Source organism: Xanthomonas populi, from assembly GCF_002940065.1.
Classification (GTDB): Bacteria; Pseudomonadota; Gammaproteobacteria; order Xanthomonadales; family Xanthomonadaceae; genus Xanthomonas; species Xanthomonas populi.
The window spans coordinates 1-18,438 of record NZ_MDEJ01000080.1 but is presented as its reverse complement, the minus strand read 5'-3'; the positions used below and the strand labels follow the sequence as shown (position 1 = coordinate 18,438).

At 60.8% G+C, this 18,438-nt stretch carries 15 protein-coding genes, 1 other RNA gene, 4 pseudogenes and 1 riboswitch; of the genes and pseudogenes, 13 read left to right on the top strand and 7 right to left on the bottom strand.

What is annotated here, in order from left to right:
- Positions 1-493: 493 nt before the first annotated feature.
- A complete protein-coding gene (locus XpopCFBP1817_RS13380; RefSeq protein WP_128417498.1) occupies positions 494-1,429 on the top strand; it encodes a Gfo/Idh/MocA family protein in 936 nt (311 codons plus the stop codon).
- Positions 1,430-1,538: 109 nt separating this feature from the next.
- Here the strand turns inward: XpopCFBP1817_RS13380 and XpopCFBP1817_RS23050 are convergent, their stop codons facing one another.
- From XpopCFBP1817_RS23050 to XpopCFBP1817_RS13365, 4 genes are all read right to left on the bottom strand, one after another.
- Positions 1,539-2,015, bottom strand: a complete 477-nt coding sequence (locus tag XpopCFBP1817_RS23050; RefSeq protein WP_244171174.1) for a hypothetical protein — start codon at positions 2,013-2,015, stop codon at positions 1,539-1,541.
- Positions 2,012-2,302: a hypothetical protein gene (locus tag XpopCFBP1817_RS23045; protein ID WP_244171173.1), complete on the bottom strand. Its 291-nt coding sequence runs from the start codon at positions 2,300-2,302 to the stop codon at positions 2,012-2,014. Before XpopCFBP1817_RS23045 ends, XpopCFBP1817_RS23050 begins: the two co-directional genes overlap by 4 nt.
- Positions 2,303-2,407: 105 nt before the next feature.
- Positions 2,408-3,208 carry a histidine phosphatase family protein gene (locus XpopCFBP1817_RS13370; RefSeq protein WP_244171172.1) on the bottom strand — a complete coding sequence of 267 codons (801 nt, stop codon included), beginning with the start codon at positions 3,206-3,208 and terminating at the stop codon, positions 2,408-2,410.
- Positions 3,209-3,670: 462 nt separating this feature from the next.
- The gene (locus XpopCFBP1817_RS13365; RefSeq protein WP_425479111.1) at positions 3,671-5,035 is read right to left on the bottom strand and encodes an alpha-amylase family protein; all 1,365 of its coding nucleotides are present in this window, start codon (positions 5,033-5,035) and stop codon (positions 3,671-3,673) included.
- Positions 5,036-5,598: 563 nt separating this feature from the next.
- Here XpopCFBP1817_RS13365 and XpopCFBP1817_RS13360 point away from each other — a divergent pair.
- The 3 genes from XpopCFBP1817_RS13360 to XpopCFBP1817_RS13350 all read left to right on the top strand — a co-directional run bounded on the left by XpopCFBP1817_RS13360 (position 5,599) and on the right by XpopCFBP1817_RS13350 (position 8,248).
- A complete protein-coding gene (locus XpopCFBP1817_RS13360; RefSeq protein WP_128417496.1) occupies positions 5,599-6,144 on the top strand; it encodes a DUF2058 domain-containing protein in 546 nt (181 codons plus the stop codon).
- Between the two features lie 290 nt (positions 6,145-6,434).
- Entirely contained in the window at positions 6,435-7,325 is an 891-nt protein-coding gene (locus XpopCFBP1817_RS13355) for a GlcNAc-transferase family protein (protein ID WP_128417495.1), read from the top strand.
- 68 nt (positions 7,326-7,393) lie between these two features.
- Positions 7,394-8,248: a 2OG-Fe(II) oxygenase gene (locus XpopCFBP1817_RS13350; protein WP_158251303.1), complete on the top strand. Its 855-nt coding sequence runs from the start codon at positions 7,394-7,396 to the stop codon at positions 8,246-8,248.
- 27 nt (positions 8,249-8,275) lie between these two features.
- Here the strand turns inward: XpopCFBP1817_RS13350 and XpopCFBP1817_RS13345 are convergent.
- Both XpopCFBP1817_RS13345 and XpopCFBP1817_RS13340 read right to left on the bottom strand, forming a co-directional pair.
- Positions 8,276-8,352, bottom strand: a non-coding RNA gene (locus XpopCFBP1817_RS13345) — sX9 sRNA.
- A 60-nt stretch (positions 8,353-8,412) separates the two neighbouring features.
- The gene (locus XpopCFBP1817_RS13340) at positions 8,413-8,739 is read right to left on the bottom strand and encodes a hypothetical protein (RefSeq protein WP_128417493.1); all 327 of its coding nucleotides are present in this window, start codon (positions 8,737-8,739) and stop codon (positions 8,413-8,415) included.
- A 239-nt stretch (positions 8,740-8,978) separates the two neighbouring features.
- Between XpopCFBP1817_RS13340 and XpopCFBP1817_RS13335 the strand changes: the two genes are divergently transcribed.
- Complete coding sequence (locus XpopCFBP1817_RS13335) at positions 8,979-9,536, top strand: DUF3228 family protein (protein WP_128417492.1); 558 nt, start codon at positions 8,979-8,981, stop codon at positions 9,534-9,536.
- A 618-nt stretch (positions 9,537-10,154) separates the two neighbouring features.
- Here the strand turns inward: XpopCFBP1817_RS13335 and XpopCFBP1817_RS13330 are convergent.
- The gene (locus XpopCFBP1817_RS13330) at positions 10,155-10,334 is read right to left on the bottom strand and encodes a hypothetical protein (protein ID WP_128417491.1); all 180 of its coding nucleotides are present in this window, start codon (positions 10,332-10,334) and stop codon (positions 10,155-10,157) included.
- A 32-nt stretch (positions 10,335-10,366) separates the two neighbouring features.
- On the opposite strand from XpopCFBP1817_RS13330, the gene hap3 reads away from it, so the two are divergent.
- The 8 genes and pseudogenes from hap3 to XpopCFBP1817_RS13295 form a co-directional block, all read left to right on the top strand.
- A complete protein-coding gene (hap3, locus tag XpopCFBP1817_RS13325; protein WP_128417490.1) occupies positions 10,367-10,822 on the top strand; it encodes an Hpa3 family type III secretion system protein in 456 nt (151 codons plus the stop codon).
- Positions 10,819-12,960, top strand: coding sequence for a type III secretion system effector XopF1 (xopF1, locus tag XpopCFBP1817_RS13320; RefSeq protein WP_128417489.1), 2,142 nt, complete (start codon positions 10,819-10,821; stop codon positions 12,958-12,960). Before hap3 ends, xopF1 begins: the two co-directional genes overlap by 4 nt.
- Before the next feature lie 235 nt (positions 12,961-13,195).
- A riboswitch (TPP riboswitch) is annotated at positions 13,196-13,294 on the top strand.
- 114 nt (positions 13,295-13,408) lie between these two features.
- Complete coding sequence (thiC, locus tag XpopCFBP1817_RS13315) at positions 13,409-15,286, top strand: phosphomethylpyrimidine synthase ThiC (RefSeq protein WP_128417488.1); 1,878 nt, start codon at positions 13,409-13,411, stop codon at positions 15,284-15,286.
- Positions 15,287-15,420: 134 nt separating this feature from the next.
- Complete coding sequence (locus XpopCFBP1817_RS24025) at positions 15,421-15,843, top strand: winged helix-turn-helix domain-containing protein (RefSeq protein WP_425479110.1); 423 nt, start codon at positions 15,421-15,423, stop codon at positions 15,841-15,843.
- A pseudogene (locus XpopCFBP1817_RS13310) lies at positions 15,792-16,475 on the top strand (biopolymer transporter Tol); the annotation flags it as partial. The gene XpopCFBP1817_RS24025 and the pseudogene XpopCFBP1817_RS13310, both read left to right, overlap by 52 nt.
- Positions 16,473-17,074: pseudogene (locus tag XpopCFBP1817_RS13305) on the top strand (transposase family protein); the annotation flags it as partial. The pseudogenes XpopCFBP1817_RS13310 and XpopCFBP1817_RS13305, both read left to right, overlap by 3 nt.
- Before the next feature lie 67 nt (positions 17,075-17,141).
- A pseudogene (locus tag XpopCFBP1817_RS13300) lies at positions 17,142-18,172 on the top strand (IS3 family transposase).
- Between the two features lie 33 nt (positions 18,173-18,205).
- Positions 18,206-18,438, top strand: a pseudogene (locus tag XpopCFBP1817_RS13295) (IS481 family transposase); the annotation flags it as partial.

Below are 18,438 nucleotides of genomic sequence, written 5' to 3'. Positions count from 1 at the left end.
AAGCTCGACGTCATGTTCCTCGGATTCCTGAGCTTCGTCCTGATCGTTGAAGGGCTTCGTATGTGTTAACAGGCCCTAGCCAAACCTGATGCAACATCGGTGTCATCCCTCAGTGGTGGCGGCGATCGTGGTCTGTGTCGGTGCTTGCGTCAATTGACGTGTCAGCAGGATTCGCCAGGCCGCATGCGCTTTCTGATCTGGAAGTGGCCCTCGTCAGCTGAAGGCCGCGACCAGCCAGGCACGCTGCACATTCGCAATGATGCCGCCGCAACGATGCAGCAATGGCCGTCCTTGTAACGGCCACCGGCCACGCAGGTATAGCAAAACAAGCAGGAGCGATGTCTCGCGGCGAGCCGTACCCTGACATTACACTGCGCACTCGTATGCAGGGTTGCGGATCCGCATTGCGCCATTGCCGCGTTGGTCCCGCGCAATCGCTTGCTTCATGCGATCGAAGCGGCGCTGTCACTTCCACATCAGCACGAAGGTTTCGATGAAGCATCCAGACGCATTGCGCATTGCCCTTGTCGGTATCGGCAAGATCGCCCGCGACCAGCACGTGCCCACCATCGCTGCGCGCGAGGATGTGCAACTGGTCGCCACCGTGAGCCGGCATGGCGCGGTGGATGGCGTGCCGGCCTATCAAACGTTGGAAGAGGCATTTGCAGCGCATCCGCAGATCGAGGCAGTGGCGTTGTGCACGCCACCGCTCGGGCGTCACGCACTCGCCCAGGCCGCGCTGACCGCAGGCCGCCATGTGTTTCTGGAAAAACCCCCCGCAGCCACGCTTGCAGAGATAGACGCTCTACGCGCGGTGGCGCAGCGTGCGCAACGCAGCTTGTTCACCAGCTGGCACTCGCGTTATGCCGCCGCTGTGGAACCGGCGTGGCAATGGTTGGCCGGCAAGCAGATCCTGCGCGCGCATATCACCTGGAAAGAAGACATCCGTCATTGGCATCCGGGGCAGGACTGGATTCTGGAACCCGGTGGGATGGGCGTATTCGATCCCGGCATCAATGCGCTGTCCATCGTCACGCATCTATTGCCGCGCCCCTTCGCATTGTGCGAAGCGCAGTTGCACACGCCGGAAAATCGCCAGGCACCGCTGTACGCAAAACTCGCTTTTGTCGACACCGCGGGTGTTCCGGTGACGGCCGAATTCGACTTCCTGCAAACCTGCCATCAACGTTGGGATATCGAGGTGGAAACCACCGCAGGCCTGCTCATGCTCAGTGAGGGCGGCGCCAAGCTGAGCATCAATGGGCAGCCGCAGGCAGTGGATGCGTCTGGCGAGTACGACGGCTTGTATCGGCGTTTCGTGCAGCTGGTGCGCAGCGGCGAATCGGAGGTGGATGTGACGCCGTTCGTGCACGTTGCCGATGCGTTTCTGCTGGCTGCGCGCAAGGTTACCGTGCCGTTTGCCTGGTAGCCTGTTGCGCTGTTCAGGTGGATGCTGCAGCGACCCCGCGTTTCCATGATCGTGTTCTAGCGAACCTGCAGCAGACGCCTCGGATCGACGCGGTTGCTGCCGGTGTCTCTCAGCGACTGTCCAGCACCGTCTCGTCCTGCGCGACAGTGGCGGTATCGGTCACGCCATTCGCCGAAGTGGAGCGACTCGCCGGCTTGCGCATCGCAGCTGCGATCTGCGCGCGGAAGCGCCTGACCACCCACGCCTCGTCCAGCAGCGCAAACGTGAAGAAGCCCAGTAACGTACCGGCTAACAGCGTAGGCGCGTGCGCAAACGTGCCGGGTAGCAACAGGCTTAGCCACAGGAAGATATTGGGCGAGGTCTGCAGCAGGTGGATGTCCGATGCAATGGCGGTACTGATGCGCTTGCCGGTCACCGCCTGGTGCGCGCGCAGATACAACGCACTGCCCACCCGGCATGCCATCAACAGCGCCAATGGCAGCAGCAGTGCGGCCCACGCCAACCAGCCACCGTGCAGCAATGCATCCGCCAGTGCAGTTCCATCGGCGCGCAGCGAGACCAGCAAGGCCATCGGCACCATCGTCATCGAGCCCACACAGCCCCATTTGGTTGCCAGCTTGCCGGCCGCAATCGGGCGCGCGCGCCGCAACCCTGTGCGAGCAAAGACGGCAATGCCAAGGCAAGCAGCAGCACGACAAAGAAGCGCTCCAGCGCATGTGCGTTGCCCAGCACCTCGCGTTGATCCACATACAACGCCAACAACAGCACCGGTAGTAGGAGCGACAGCACCAGCGTATAGCGTGCTGCGAAGAAGTAATCGCCACCGCGCGCCAGCGAGAATGTCGGCACCGACAATGCGGGCGGAACGATCATCAGTAAGCCGATCACATGGATCCATTCGTTCTGGAAGTGTGTGAGCAGAAACAAGGCACAGAGCGCGCGCACCACGCTGATCACGCTGAGCGCAATGTTTTCTGGTCATTGGGTCAGGCGCAATGCGCCTGGTTCGATACGCACCGATAGGAAGAAGGCATTCGCTGCCAGCAGCGCGACGATGGCAGGGGTGGTGACAACATGAGGAAGACTGACGCCCAGGCACGACAGCGCGAAGCCGCTGATTGCCGCGATCAGCATCCACTGCAATAGATGGATTTCAGTCTGCTCGCCCAGATAGTTCATGCGCGAGGAACTGCGCGCCGTCATCTGTTTGAGTTCGTCCCACGACAGCGGGCGCGAATTGGGCAGGCGGAAGTCGATGTACTCGGCAGGCGGTAAGCCAGAGGCAATCAGTGCGAACACCTCGACGATGTACTTGTGCGTCACCACGAGTGCTTGCTTGCCTTGTCGATCCAGCGGTGCGAGCACGGTGTCGTAGTAGTGCTTGCAACGCGCATACATATCCATCCAGTGTTCACCATCGGGTGGCGCGCCGTTGGCATCATGGAAGCAGGCATCCCAGAGACGGTGGTCGATCGACTTCTTGATCAAGGTCTTGTTCTTGCCGGCGAAGATGCAGAAATCACGCTCCACCAACGCAGCACTGAATTGCACCTGCGGGTTGCCTTGCGCACCCTCCAGAATGATGGCGGCTGTTGCTTGTGCACGCTCGAGTGTGGACACGTGCACTTCGTCGAAACGTAATGCGCGTTGGCGCGCGTAACGCGCTGCCTGCTGGGCCTGACGCCGACCGAGCGGCGTGAGTGGCGAGTTCTGAGCGCCGGCAAAATAGTTCTGTTCGTTGGCGAGCGATTCGCCATGACGGACGAAATAGAGAGGCATCGCGTTGCTCCGACCGCTGCGTTGTGCATTGAGGCTGAGGAGTCGCTGCCTCAGCCGGGCGGCGTCACCTCATCGGGGGATCGTTGCTGCGCATGCAGTCCGATGACAACACTGCATGCGTCGAGCTACCTGGTAGGTCCGGCGAACAAGCGGCTTCGTTGCAATCGCGAGATTTTTTTCTCTAACAATTCCTGCTGGAGGCGCGTGCGTATTGATGGTGCTGCAACACGCAAGCGCTGCATGGGTTAGCGTTATCGCGCGTGCAGGCGTTGCTGCAAGACCCGCGGAGAACGGCGCAAACGAGGCGGCGAGAAAAAGTCTCCGCGCGCGATATCGCGGCGGAGGCGCTGTGTTGATCGCACCATCAAGGTGTATTTCTAGGTTCACAGCTGCGTGACGAGTCACCTTGTCATGTGATGAGAGCAGTGGGGTGTGGTGTGTTCGTTTGGATTGCCTGACAACTCAGCGACGCCACATGCGTGCCCCACGCGCCGGCAGGGTGAAGGTGTAGGAGCCGCTGGAAATGCGCACCACGCTGCCAGAGCCCAGTGCGTCTACATAATCGGAATTCCAATACAGCACGCTGCCATTCGTTGCCACCGTCGCGTTGACAGGATTGCCGCACTTGTTGATGCCAACGATACCCAGGCTGCCGCGCCGGAACAGCACATGGCAGGAACTGGACGACAATACCTGCATGTCGCTGCCCTGCACGCCATTATGGAAGCCGATCATGCGGCGCAGATCCTCGCGCAGATACGCGTTGACCCAGCGGTTGTCGCCCCTTTCGTTATTGTCGGTGTAGATCATCGGCATGCCACCGTTGCGGCCGATCAGATAGGCGTACGCCAAGGTTTCATCGATAGGGTCGAGAATCGCGTAACGGAATCCGGCATTGTTCGGGATGTCGTGGGTCACGGCGAAGGTCACCGCGCGCTTGCCCGGCAGCGCTTGCCCGGAAGATGTAGGGTCGACCAACTGCTGCATGCTTGCGCCGACAGCGAATGCATTACGCACCGCGTTGAACAGCGGAAAGTCGTAGGCCGCATGCGGTGTGGATTGCAGGTAGGGCGCCAGGAACTGGTCGTAATCGCCATTGCCGGTACCGCCGCCGGTGATCACTTCGCCGAACACATACACGCCGGAGCGGATGCCGGCATCGAACACGCGATTGAGATGGTCGAAGGTCATGTGCTTGGCTGCATCCACACGGAAGCCGGTCACGCCCAGGCCCTTCAGCGCTTGCAGATAAGCACGCTGCTGTCGCACCACCCAATCGTTGCCGACCAAATCCGGCAGGCCCGGATCGCTGCCGCCGCCGCAGATGCGGTAGTTACGCACCTGATAGGCGTCGTTGTAATTGCTGATGCATTGCGCGGTGCCGAAATCGCTGGCGCTCAGAAAGTTGGATTGCAAGGTGCCGAACAAACGTAGCGAATCGTAGCGACCTGGATTGGCCGCGTATTGCGAGAGCACGGCGCTACCGGGATAGTTGAGATCCGAGCGCGTTGCCGCTTCGTTGGCCATGTGGTTGAGCACGACATCGGCATAGGTTTCCACGCCGTTGTTGGCCAACGCCTGCACCATACGCGAGAACGCAGCGGTGTCGCCGAGTGGGCCATCGATCACGCGTAAATCCTGCGGTTGATAGCGCGCCCACCACGCACTGCCTTGCGAGCGATAGGCAGGTGCGACCAGGACCTTGAGATAGCCGGCATCGGCAATTTGCTTGGCGCGGGCTTCCACGGTGGCATACGGCCAATTGAAGGCATGCAGGATGACATCGGCCTGGGCGTTGGCTGTGGTCAGCAGCAACACCAACGCCATCAGTAATAAACGAGAGCTACGCTGCCACAGCGATGGTGGGGATGGATTGTGTGTATCGCGCATCGGATGGATCTCCAGTCGTGAGAGCGAGCATCCGCGCAGTCTGCGATGCCCGCATCAAGGCCTCCGGCCCCTGTTCCGGAAAGCGCGCGCACGGCGTGCAGCGCGCGGTGATGCTAAGCGCACATCGCGCCTGTGCAGACGTATTCACTGCACAAAAGCCTCAAACCGTGTGGTTGGTTTGATACGTTGCTGGCGCGTCGTCGCAGAAGCGTGCGGTATGCATGAGTTGGTTAAGAGAAGGTGTGCATGCCAAATGCTGCAATCCATGTGTTGCAGCAATTGCGAGAAGCGGCGAATGGCCGGGCTCACGGTCTCGTCGCTTGGCTGGCCGCTTGTGGTGGCGACGGACAAGGGTGGGTGAGAGAGCAACCGCTGAGCGCCGGGTCGCCGTCGCGCATGCGGCCGCCTCCTGAAGCGGACGATAGCGGTGAGCGCGCCGCGCGCCATGATCCTGCGCTGGCCGCTAAACTATGCCCATATCCGTCTGCCGATCGATTCCCATGCGCAATCCACTGCAAGAACAACTGCTCAAGGCTGGCCTGGTCAAAAAGGCCCAGGTGGACAAGGTCGCGCGCGAGCAACTCAAGCAACGCCACGCCAAGGGTGCGGCGGTGGCGCCGGCAGACGTAGACAAGGTGGACACCGCGCGTCTGCAAGCCGAGCGCGCCGAACGCGATCGCGCATTGGCCGAAGAGCGCAAAGTGCAACTTCGGCGTCAGGAGGTGCTGGCCCAGGTCAGGCAGATTGTGGAGACCACCAAGGTCAAGCGCGAGGGCGAGATCGATTACCGCTTCAACGACGGCAGCGTCATCCGCAGCGTGCTGGTCAACCCTACGCTGCGGAGCCAGCTGGCCAGAGGCGCACTGGTGATCGCACGCCATGGCGACGGCTTCGAGCTGATTCCACGCGTTGCCGCCGACAAGGTCTACAGCCGTGATGCCGAGACCGTGGTACTGGACCATGGCCGCAACAGTGCCCCCGCATCGACGGACAGCGACGACGACTATTACAGCCAGTTCAAGGTGCCGGACGATCTGATCTGGTAAGTGGTCAATGCGCAGTTCCAGCGCCTGTTGCGCGCTTGCATGCACTGGGTTAGGGATGCCACCGTGAAAGTGGCGTGGTGGTCTGCTGCGGATCTCTCCAAACAGGCAAGGCGCAGTGCGCCTGGCCTGAGATCACATCCGTAGCGGTACCGTGCGCATGGCCTGAAAGGCTTGCGCAGTGCTGGGGATGGTGATTGGATATGAGGGGGCATCGCGATGGGGCTCGTCGCCGCGCGATGCGCAACACGATGTCTGTGCTGATTGCCTGCTGATCGATCAGGAAGGTGGCCATGTTGGACGGCGCGCGCATCTTGATTCAAATTCCCGCCTACCGGGATCCGCAACTCGTGCATACCCTGGACAGCGTATTCGAGCAGGCGGCCCATCCCGATCGGCTGCGTGTGTCGGTGTGTTTGCAGTGCGCACCGCGCGACCGGTTGCCGCGTCGATATGCCGACATGCCTGGGTTGCAAATTGATCGGGTCGATTATCGAGATAGCCGTGGCGCCAATTGGGCGCGGCGGCGCGCACAACGCCAATGGCGCGATGAGCCTTACTCCCTGATCATCGATTCGCATCTGCGTTTCGCACGGCATTGGGACCGCAAGCTCATCGCGATGTTGGAGGGGCTGAAATCGGTGGGCATCAAGCGTCCTGCACTGACCTGTTATCCCCCGGATTTCGATCCGCAGACGTATCCGCTCGGCCGATCCCAAGTGCCGATGAAAATTTATAAAGAAGCGTATATCGATGGTGTGCTCGCGCACTTTGCCGGATTCGAGTTGCCGTTATGGCGGTGGCTCAAAGCGCCAATCCCTGCGCAGTTCATGGCGTTGGGATTTCTGTTTACCGAAGGGCGCTTCAATCGAGATGTTCCGTTCGATCCCAACGTCTATTTTTTCGGTGACGAAATCACTACCGGGCTGCGCGCCTATTGTCACGGTTACGACGTGTTCCATCCACATCGCGTGCTTGCCTGGCATGCTTACGATCGTGGCACACGTCGTTGCCACTGGGAAGATCACGCCGCGTGGCGTGCGCGCGACCTCCGATCGTTCGTTCGTGTCCGACGCATTCTGTCAGGGCATGCCTATCGCGATTATCCACTGGGTACGTGCCGTTCCGTCGCTGGATACGAGCGATGGATCGGCATGCCGCTGCTGTTGAAGGAGCCGTGGTGACCCGGTCATCTCACCGTGTTGAAGCGGCAGACATGCACGCATGCAGCATAGATGACAGGATCGTTGTCGTGGATGAGTTGCTGTCGCCATTGCAATGCCGGCAATTGCTCAACGAACAGAAAGGTGGCGAATGGATCGCCAGCGCCGTTGCGCTGGGTAATGGTTCGACGGTGACCGGTGGCGGACGCAAGAGCGATTCATTGGTACTGCCCGGCGAAGCGAGGATTGCCCACGCATTGATGCGCGATATCGAATGCCGGCTTCAAGCGATGTTTGGGATTCGGCCTGCTGATCTTGAACCCTGGCAGATGACCCGTTATCGACGTGGGGATGCTTACGACTACCACCTCGATTGCGGTGTGCCGCATCCCAGCGGCGAGCGCAAGCGCACGTTGCTCATCGTTCTGGAGCAACCTGCCCGTGGTGGCGCAACCCATTTTCGAGCGTTGAATCGCAGCATCCAGCCGCGCGTCGGACGCTTCGTGCTGTGGCGTAACCTACTGCCCAACGGCCTTTGCAACCATGCCATGATCCACGCGGGTCGCCCTGTCCGGCAGGGGTGCAAGACGATCCTCACCACCTGGGAACACCTGCGGCCTTATCACGCCTCGTACAGGGAGATCGCCATGGCAACCAGCAAGGACGACAAGATCGTCAAAGACATCATCAAGCGTTACGGCGGCACGCTCGATTTGAAGAGCAGCCCGTATCTGATCGTCGAGATCATCCGGCAATTCGGCCCACAGCTCGGTGGAGGTGTCGCCGCCTCGTGTCAGCCGCCAGGTGGTACCAAGCCGGGTGATCCATCGGATCTGATCAAAGAGCTGAAGGGGAAGATGCAGGAAGTCGCGCGCCTGTCTGTCGCTTTGGAGAAATCCATCAAATTGATGGCTGCGGTAAAACCGAAAGCGAACAAAAAGTAGCGTATGCACGATGGTTTAACCAAGAGCGGCTAACAAAACGTAGCGAGCAGTCGTCAGGTGGGTGCGGACGGCGCGCTCAGAACCGGAGTGTACGAGTGGTACATGCCGATTCCGAGCACCGGCCGCGCCCCCCTGGCGGCTGCGCAGTAGTTTTGTTAGCCGCTCTAAGTGCCCATTATCTCTTCGTTACATCTCTGCCGGCATGTTGCTGCTGATAACGTAGGTAGCGACTGAGGGCTGCCGTCGTAGGTGTGTAGTGCGTGCCACCTGCCGTCGGCACCTTGTTCGATGAGCGCAATACTGCGGAAGGTCACGCTGACATCGACCAGATTCTGCGCAAGCTCCACCACGTCATAAGCAGCGCCATCTGCGAGGGCCTGCGGCGCACCGAATCGCATGCTGAGCGAAAACGCAGCGAGTTCATGCAGGCGCGTGTCGATCGAGCGCCATGGCACCAATTCGTCGTCCCGACAGAGCGTGACATGCGCCACGATAAGCGCATGCTGCCGCGGGTCGAGCCGCTGTCTGACGGCCTCGATTGGACTGCCGCAGTCCTGCGGCAGAAAAGCGTGAGTTGTCGCCGCATATGCCAGAACGTTGATGATGGTCGTGCCCGTGCCGGTAGCTTAACAATCGCGAGATGCGCATGACTGCACGTGTGGGGTTGGGCTGCGCTCGCGCAGCGCTGGACACGTTACCCTGCGCACGTCCCCTTTTTGCCAAACCTTGAATGTCCATCGTCCTGACCCAATTCGCCCGTACCCGTCTGTTTCCAAGCGAGCGTCGTCGCAACGCTATCCAGGATTGCACGCCCGAGCAGTTCATCCAGCGTCTCAACGACGAGACACCGGTGCGCGCGATCGACGGCTATGCGCCGTTCTGCCAGTTGCACGTGCATCGCAACTGGACCTCGACCCGCTGCCTCACTGCGCCGATCACCGACGACAATCGCCATCAGCTGCGCTCCGGCTACGAAGCGCGCCGCACGCAGGAATTGCCGGTGCTGGTGCGTTGGTTCGAAGATGTCGAACCGCCAGTGGCCGCGTATCTATTACCCATCCTCTACAGCCGCGATCAGCTGGCGAAGGAAGGCGCGTCCATCGACGCAGACTGGGGCGTGGTCGGTTGCCTCTACACCACCGAGCCGGAGGAAATCCCGATGGCGCCGATCACCATGTTGCGCAACGCACTCGGCGTTGAAGAGGGCGGCTCCGGCGTGCCACTGGATCGCGACGCGTATCGACGCAGCGTGGCGTTCTGGGAGTGCAATGCGAATTGGCGGCCTTAACGATCGGGGTTGAAACAATGGCGGGCGGTATCCATTGATACGCAACCTGCAGAATCATGCCGAGCCGCAGGACGATAGGACGATAGGACGATAGGAAGATAGGAAGATAGGAAGATAGGAAGATAGGAAGATAGGAAGATAGGACGATAGGAAGATAGGACGATAGGACCTAGCCGGTGCCTATCTCTTGCAGGCATGGCCCGTTCCAAGAGACGGTGCGCATCGTCCCGTGCACCAAGCCTTCAAGCCTTCCTCACACAACTGGAAAAAAACCGCCGCTGGGGTCCAACCAGCAGGCTCGCCACCGAAGGGAAGTTGCAGCGATTGAAGATGGCTTAGTGTTGCTCCAAGTTCGTGTTTTGAAGCGTGGGGAATGCATACGCTATCTTCAGTTTATGTCCCCAGCACGAGAAGTTGCTGGCGCAATGAACCAGCGGAACACACGACGCTGACGCAGTCATCCAGGATCGCTTCAACATGCTCTAGCTAAGGCAATGCTGGGCGTCGGTTGTTGCACGCCGCAGCGAATTGGATGACCCGCGTTCTCAGGTCTCGTTGATCAGAGCATCCCTTAGAGCGGCGCAGATCCTGCGACTGATGGCTCAGGGTCAGGGCTAATCAGGTGATGCGATGCAAGCCTTGTCCAGAGCCGATTCTGCGTGCGGCGAGCAATTTCCATAACTGAGAGTCAGAGCTAATCAGGTGCTGCTTTGCAGCACTTCGTTTATCGCTCTTTTTATTCGCCATAAATTTTTTAGTTATTCCATTCCAGGTAGAAGCTTTGTCTAAATCAGCCATGCGGCTGCATTGATCTATCGGAGATCCCTCAGGTGACCGCGACCCATGTTCAAAGCAATCAACACGCGCAGACCAATTTCTTCATCAACCTTGGCGTCAGCCTAGGTTTGCCCGATGACCTTGTGCAACGGATCGCTGCCGGCGAGGCGATACTTGGGCCGGCAGGAATGCTCTGCCGTGTACATATGCAGCCGCAAGAACACGCAGATACATTGGCCGCGTTTCCTGAGGTAATTCTGCCGATCGCGGCACGCGAACTAGGCGGAGACGATGTGGTGAGGTTGCTCGCGCTGCAGGAGCAGTTGCTGACAGAATACGGTTGGCGGCTCACGCTATCGGATCTGGGGCTGCTATGTGTCTGTCCGTTGATCGCTGCGCACACCGCCGAAGATGTGGCTACGGTCCTGGACCGCGGCCAGACGATCGCGCGGATAGCGCTGGACGTGTTGGTGGCACAGACCGACGAAACAGCGGCGGTGGTGTCATGAAGACTTCCCCACAGACAGCCACCTCTTCGACCACCCCGCAGCAATCGGTCCGCGAGGGTGATAGCGAGAAAATCAACCGCTGCGAGGTTGGTACAGAAACTTCAACAGTACCGAAATCCGAGTTATTCAGTGGATTGCAATCTCCGCCTCGCATGGTGTTCAAGAAATCCAGGGCGTCCGCGCCTTCGTCGGAGATCACAACAGACTTTGCCGAATCTTCGGGTGTCTCTGGTGCTGGTGGGTATGGGTTCCCTTTCAACCACTTATCAAGAGGTTCCGGATCCCAGCATGCCGCTGATGCGTCCTGGAACTTGACCGAAACCGAACCAAACCGTTACCAATCCTGTCCCGCCTCCGGACAGTCCGGGTCGTTCAATAGTGAGTATTTGAGCGCTGCGGCGGACAAGTCGCCGATGCCGGCTACACCCGGAATGTCAGAGCTCCAGCTGTCAGAGCCCCTGTCCGATAGCGCGAAGGCGCTGGACGCTTTGAAGCGCGATTTACGTGTACACCTGGGTAATATTCCTTTTGCAGAGGATACATTGACCCAGCAGGCTCTGCAGAACGATTATCTGCAGTGGGCGTATGCACGCTTGCAGGAGCGCGTGGCGGCATTCGGCCCCAACACCGGATATCAGATCTGCGGCGATATGAATGCGATAGGAGTCAAGGCCACATTGCCGATCGCTTACGAGTGCTTGAGGAAGTTCATGATTGTAACAATGCGCCAGCCATTGGGCGTGTTCACGGGCACAAGTTACAATTATCACAGAAATCCTGAATCGGAATACCTGAGTACGGCGTCAATAGCGGCCCTTGGATCCTCGGCAGGGTCTTACGCTTGCGATACGTTTGTGGTGCCGGCGATGGACCGGCGCGCGCGCGTGGCGAACTTGCCGAGACTCAAGCCGATCGATCCAAAGGTATTGGTGCCCGATCCGCCGCCGGTCGCTCTGGAGGTATCCGGCCTCCTGGAGGTATCCGGCCTCAAGAAGCGCTTCATTGCCCGTGGCGAGCGGGACGTGGCGATGGCACAGGACAAGGCGGATGTCTACGAGCGCCGCAAGGAGATCAGCGAATGGCAAGCGGTGCTGGAAGAAAGGTCCGTCCGCACCTTTCTGTTCAAGCCCGGGGTTAACTCGGTGGTTAACGGCGCGCGCCGGATCCCCCGCGGGCCGGCACATACGCCCATTGGTCAGGGGGCGATGGCCGCGCTCGCCATCGGTAGTTGGGGGGTTGCGCATCAGGCCATTCTGGAGACCGGTAAAGCCCTTGCCCGCACTGGGCAGGCGAGTGTTCCAGACCTGGTGGGAGGGCACCAGCGACTGAATACCTTCTTTTTGTCCTTGCCGGATACGACCCGTCGACCCGCGCAATGGTCCGATGCGATCCATTTTCCGCGCTATTTGCTGGAAACCGGCAAGGAGGGGATGGCGTTGGTCAAGCATGCCTGGAACACCGCTGGCGCGGTTAAGGACTCGGTAAGCGATGTGTTGTTCCGTCACGTGTCGAGCAATATGCTGGCCACGTTCGCCGCTAACTCCGTCGGCAGATTTATCGCCTCGCCTTGGCGTGGCGGCAGTGATAGACCTCTGCCGAATGAAGCCCTCAACGCGCCGGCGGTCCTGGTCGGACAGGGTGCGACCACGGCCACCAACGACATGGTCTGGAATAGCGTCAAGTCCAAGAACGGTTCCTACACTGCACACGCGACACGATTGGACCAGGCGCGTGCTGTCGAGGCGGCCAGGCACGAAAGCACGATCGCAGAAACTACGCAAGCGCTATGCACCTCGATCGACTCCTTGAAGAGAGTGCTAGGCCCTGAACATGTGATGGAAGAGGGAAGAATCACGACTTTAAGTGAACCTCTTCAACGGCTCGATTTGCAGCAGCTGTTCGGCGCGCTTGATCAGCTGAATCTGGAGACCGGTATGCAAGATGTGCAGCTGGAGAGGGTTGACGCTGCCTGCAATGCGTCGCGTCAAGCAAAGGCTGTGCTCGATAGCAGTGTCCAACTGCAGAATAGACAGCAGAGTATCGACGCTGCGGCCACGCTGATCGACCAGTTGGACACCCTCCAGCAGGCCATGAGACAGCGTCAGCAGCTAAAGCAATGGGAGCAGGGCCGTGGCTGAGAGCGGATGTCTTTCAGGTCGATGTTGCGATGTGGCCCGGCTATTGTGGAAATTGCATGGAATGACGCGTTCGCAGCTGCGCGTGCGGCAGCAAAAGGCCGTGGCCATGTGTATTGATGCTTGCTCCAGGTGAGCGCCGCCCGTGGGCAGGTGGCCGTCCCTGTTCGTGCAGTTCCCGTCGTATGTGCTGTCGGCGCGAAGCAGATGTCGATGCTGCAGTGATGTGGTGTAATGCGTGTCGAAGTGGGGGTACCGCGGCCCAGCCGCAGTTGAGATAGTCCCTTCGAACCTGATCCGGTTGATACCGGCGTAGGGAAGCTTCGTTAGATGCGCTGGTCCCTGCCTGCACGGGTCATGTGTGTTGAGCGCCGCCGCTTCGTCCGCACTGCGAATCCTTCGCAGAGCCAGCGCCTTCGGTGCTGGTTTTCCAGCACACAGGACGAACGCCATGAATGCCGCGCCTACCGTTTTGCAGCAACAAGCCCATTCGCTGTCAGAGGCTGTTACTCAGCCGATCCCCGGGTCCCGCAAGATCTTCGTGCAGGGCTCGCGCGCCGATCTGCAGGTGCCGATGCGCGAGATCGTATTGACCCCCACACCGACCTTGTTCGGTGGCGAAGACAACGCGCCGCTCAGCGTCTACGACACATCCGGCCCGTATACCGACCCGCGCGCCGCGATCGACCTTGCCGCCGGCCTTGCGCCGCTACGCGCGCGCTGGATCGCCGAACGCGGCGATACCGTGGCGCTGGATGACCTGAGTTCCAGCTTCGGCCGCGGCCGCGAGCACGATGCACGACTGGATGCGGTGCGCTTTCCTGCGCGGCACTTGCCGCGCGTGGCGCGCGACGGTGCCAACGTCACCCAGATGCATTACGCGCGGCGCGGCATCATCACGCCGGAGATGGAGTTCGTAGCGATTCGCGAAAACCAGCGCCTGGAAGCGGTGACCGATACGATCCTGCGCAAGCAGCATCCGGGCGAAGCCTTCGGTGCCGCGATCCAGCAACGCATCACGCCGGAATTCGTGCGCGACGAAATCGCACGTGGTCGCGCGATCCTGCCCAACAACATCAATCACCCGGAAAGCGAACCGATGATCATCGGCCGCAATTTCCTGACCAAGATCAACGCCAATATCGGCAACAGCGCGGTGTCTTCTGGCATTGCCGAAGAGGTCGAAAAGCTGGTGTGGTCGATCCGCTGGGGCGGCGACACGGTGATGGACCTGTCCACCGGCAAGCACATCCATGAGACGCGTGAGTGGATCATCCGCAATTCGCCGGTGCCGATCGGCACGGTGCCGATCTATCAGGCGCTGGAAAAGGTCGACGGTCGTGCGGAAGAGCTCACCTGGGAAATCTTTCGCGATACCTTGATCGAACAGGCCGAGCAGGGCGTGGATTACTTCACCATCCACGCCGGTGTGCTGCTGCGCTACGTGCCGCTGACTGCCAAACGTGTCACCGGCATCGTCTCGCGCGGCGGGTCGATCCTGGCCAAGTGGTGCCTGGCCCATCACAAGGAAAACTTTCTTTACACGCACTTCGAAGACATCTGCCAGATCATGAAGGCCTACGACGTGGCGTTTTCGCTGGGCGATGGCCTGCGTCCTGGCTGCATTGCCGATGCCAACGATGCGGCGCAGTTCGGCGAGCTGGAAACGCTTGGCGAGTTGACCAAACTGGCGTGGAAGCACGACGTGCAGACCATGATCGAAGGTCCGGGCCATGTGCCGATGCAGCTGATCAAGGAGAACATGGACAAGCAACTGCGCGAATGCGGCGAGGCGCCGTTCTACACCTTGGGACCGTTGACCACCGATATCGCGCCCGGTTACGACCACATCACCAGCGCGATCGGCGCGGCGATGATCGGTTGGTTCGGCACCGCGATGCTTTGCTATGTCACCCCCAAGGAACATCTGGGCCTGCCCAACCGGCAGGACGTGCGCGACGGCATCATGGCCTACAAGATCGCCGCGCATGCGGCCGACCTGGCCAAGGGGCATCCCGGCGCGCAGGTGCGCGACAACGCCGTGAGCAAGGCGCGCTTCGAATTCCGTTGGGACGACCAGTTTCATCTTGGGCTGGATCCGGAAAAGGCCAAGGAGTTCCATGACGAAACCTTGCCCAAGGACGCGCACAAGCTGGCGCACTTCTGCTCGATGTGCGGCCCGCATTTCTGCTCGATGAAGATCACACAGGACGTGCGCGATTACGCAGCCGAGCATGGCATGGGCGAAGCGCATGCCGTGTCTGCCGGAATGGAAGAGAAGTCGGCGCAGTTTCTGGCGCAAGGTGCGCAGGTGTATCGCGCCACGTGACACGCAGCATCGCCGAAGCAACGAGGCATAGCTTAAAATATGCGCCACTTGGATGCATGACGCAGTTGGTTGTGGTCCTTTGCTGAATTTGGCGTTTCGCGCGAAATGCGTGACGCGTTCTTTGTAGTCCTTGCATGCCGATGAGTGTTCCTCCCGCTAATGCGATGCCATCGGGCCGGCTACGTGTCGGTCGGTACGTGGTCGACGTCGCCTCGCGCGAAGTACATGCGCGCGGCGCCAAGCGCGCCGCGCGTCTGACACCGAAATCCTTGGCGGTGCTGCTGACGCTGGCGTGGCAGCAGGGCCAGGGGGTAACGCGCGAGCAACTGCTGGCCGACGTCTGGCCCGACACCTTGCCGACCAACGAGGTGGTGACCCAGGCGGCCACGCAACTGCGCAAGGCTTTGGCCAGCAACGGCAGCCAGCGCTTCGACCATATCGAGACCATCGCCAAGACCGGCTATCGCTTGCTGGCGCCGGTTGCGTGGGAACAGCGTTCGGACAGTTCGGCCGCCGCCGGCTGTTTCCCTCCAGCGGTCGCGACGACCAGCCGATGATCGTGCCGGATAGGCGCCAGCTGATCTTTGCCTCCAGTCGTTCTGGTGCGTGCGGGTTGTGGTGGGGCGATGTCGGCAAACCTGGCTCGGTGCGCTTGATCGAAGGCGTGTTGCCGGATGCGCGCCAGGCCGCCGCTGGTCGGCCGATTCGCAACGCGTCCTGGTAAGCGGCAGCGATGCGCAGGGGCATGCGGCACTGCTCGAGCAAGGGCAAGGCGGTGCGGCTGCCGGTGCCGCAAGCGCGACCCTTGCAGGCGATCCATCTTTCCGATCCCGATCGGGTGTTGGTCCTCGTGGCAGCCGATGATGGGCGCACCTTCGCCACGCTCTACGACAGACGCAGCACTCCGTGGCGCGCGCTGGCATCACTGCAGGATGTCTCGCAGCTGCGGCTTGACCGCGTCAGCGGCCAGGACCTGCTGACGCGTTTGACCGGCGGTGGGCTATGGCAGATCGCCCAGTCGCTGGCGGCCGACACCTTGCAGTCGGTCGATCCATTGCAGCCATCGTGCTGGCGCTATCGCAGCTGGGCGCCCGGCGTGCGTGGTCAGTTGCATTACCTGTCGTCCAACGATACCTGTGCCACCTACGGCACCGAGTTGCGCGGTGGTTTCGGGCAGTGCCTGGATGCGGCCGACCTGTCCGACGAAGCGGGATGCGAGCGTTGGCTGGAAAAACCCGTACTGGCAGTTCTTCACCGGCGAGGTGGTGTTCCAGACCTTCCTGCCGTGCGATCCCAGCTCGCTGACGCGGTTGCGGCAGCGGCTGGGCGAAGCGGGGGATGGAAGAGTTGCTGGCTCACACCCTCAACGCTGCGCATGCGATGCAGGCGGTAGACGCACGCGAGTTGTCGCGTGTGATCGTGGACACCACCGTGCAGGAAAAGGCGATCGCCTACCCGACCGACCGTCGGCTGCTGGACGTGGCGCGCACAAAGCTGGTGCTGCTGGCCCAACGCCTTGGCATCGCGTTGCGGCAGAGCGACGCGCGCCAGGGCCCGGCCTTGAGCCGCACGGTGGGCCGCTATGCGCATGCGCGCCAGTACAAACGCATGCGGCGCATGCTGCGGCGTCAACGCACGCTGCTGGGGCGCGTGTTGCGCAACATGCAGCGCACGCTGGACCAGGTGGAAACATCCGTGCGTGAGCGCATCGATGTCTGGCTGGAACGTGCGCAACGGCTGTACACCCGGCGCCCGAAAGACAAGCAAAAGCTGTATGCGTTGCACGCGACGTCCCCCCGATTTTGAGGTAGCGCCGCAGTTTGGCGTCCAATTCCCTGCCCTAAGGAGATTGGACGTGAAGACGCGTTTTTCCGAAGAACAGATCATTGGCTTCCTGCGTGAGGCCGAAGCGGGCGTGGCGATCAAGGACCTATGCCGGCGCCATGGCTTCAGTGAGGCCTCGTACTCCCTGTGGCGCAGCAAGTTTGGCGGGATGAGCGTGCCCGATGCCAAACGGCTCAACGACCTTGAAGCTGAGAACGCGCGGCTGAAGCAGTTGCTGGCCGAGCAACTGTTCGAGAACGACCTGATCCAGGATGCGCTACGAAAAATGTGGTGAGCGCACCGGCGCGTCGTGCGCGGGTGCGCTATTGCCCGCGCGAAGATCGCAACGTCGCGCTGCGCGAGCGCATCCTTGCGCTGGCGCAGCGCCATCGTCGCTATGGTGTGGGGATGATCTCTCTCAACCTGCAACAGGAAGGCCGCATCGCGCACTACAAGCGTGCGGAGCAGTTGTACCTCGAGCAGCAGCTGCAAGTCCGGCGTCGCAAGCGCAAGAAGGTGCCAGTGGGCGAGCGTCAGCCGTTGTTGCGGCCATCGCAGGCCAATCAGGTGTTGTCGATGGACTTCGTGTTCGACCGTACCGCCGAAGGCCGGGTGATCACCTGTCTGGTGATCGTGGACGACGCAACGCACGAAGCGGTCGCCATCGACGTGGAGCGCGTGATCTCGGGCCATGGCGTGACGCGTGTGCTGGACCGGATGGCGCACAGTCGCGGTTTGCCGCAGGTGATCCGAACCGATAACGGCAAGGAGTTTTGCGGCAAGGCACTGGTCGCCTGGGCACATGCCCGTGGGGTGCAGTGACGGCTGATCCAACCCGGCAAACGGAACCAGAACGCCTATGTTGAATCGTTTAACGGACGGCGACGCGACGAGTGCCTCAACGAACACTGGTTCCCCACGTTGCTGCATGCGCGCACCGAGATCGAGCGCTGGCGACGCGAATACAACGAGGACCGACCCAAGAAGGCGATCGGGGGCATGAGACCGGCTGCGGATGCCAAACAGCTGGCCAACATCGATGTCATCAACCCCGGACTCTAAACCAAGCCGCTACTCAGGGCGGGGGGACGTCGCTACTTCCACATCGACATTGCACAGGTGCAGACGGCCGAGGGTAAGCGCTCTCTGTTCGTGGCCATCGACAGGACGTCCACGTTTGCGCTCACCGCACTCCATGCCTGGGCCAACAAGCTGGTTGCAGCGCAGTTCCTGCGCCATGTGATCCATGCAGTGCCCTACCCCCTGCAGACGGTTCTGACGGATAACGGCATCCAGTTCACCAACCGCAGTTCCGACCGATATGCCTG

Bases quoted from the DNA above. Each gene is read 5' to 3' on its own strand.
- XpopCFBP1817_RS13380 (WP_128417498.1), top strand. From the start codon at position 494: ATGAAGCATCCAGACGCATTGCGCATTGCCCTTGTCGGTATCGGCAAG.
- XpopCFBP1817_RS23050 (WP_244171174.1), bottom strand. From the start codon at position 2,015: ATGACGATGGTGCCGATGGCCTTGCTGGTCTCGCTGCGCGCCGATGGA.
- XpopCFBP1817_RS23045 (WP_244171173.1), bottom strand. From the start codon at position 2,302: ATGATCGTTCCGCCCGCATTGTCGGTGCCGACATTCTCGCTGGCGCGC.
- XpopCFBP1817_RS13370 (WP_244171172.1), bottom strand. From the start codon at position 3,208: ATGCCTCTCTATTTCGTCCGTCATGGCGAATCGCTCGCCAACGAACAG.
- XpopCFBP1817_RS13365 (WP_425479111.1), bottom strand. From the start codon at position 5,035: ATGGCGTTGGTGTTGCTGCTGACCACAGCCAACGCCCAGGCCGATGTC.
- XpopCFBP1817_RS13360 (WP_128417496.1), top strand. From the start codon at position 5,599: ATGCGCAATCCACTGCAAGAACAACTGCTCAAGGCTGGCCTGGTCAAA.
- XpopCFBP1817_RS13355 (WP_128417495.1), top strand. From the start codon at position 6,435: ATGTTGGACGGCGCGCGCATCTTGATTCAAATTCCCGCCTACCGGGAT.
- XpopCFBP1817_RS13335 (WP_128417492.1), top strand. From the start codon at position 8,979: ATGTCCATCGTCCTGACCCAATTCGCCCGTACCCGTCTGTTTCCAAGC.
- XpopCFBP1817_RS13330 (WP_128417491.1), bottom strand. From the start codon at position 10,334: ATGGCTGATTTAGACAAAGCTTCTACCTGGAATGGAATAACTAAAAAA.
- xopF1 (WP_128417489.1), top strand. From the start codon at position 10,819: ATGAAGACTTCCCCACAGACAGCCACCTCTTCGACCACCCCGCAGCAA.
- thiC (WP_128417488.1), top strand. From the start codon at position 13,409: ATGAATGCCGCGCCTACCGTTTTGCAGCAACAAGCCCATTCGCTGTCA.
- XpopCFBP1817_RS24025 (WP_425479110.1), top strand. From the start codon at position 15,421: ATGCCGATGAGTGTTCCTCCCGCTAATGCGATGCCATCGGGCCGGCTA.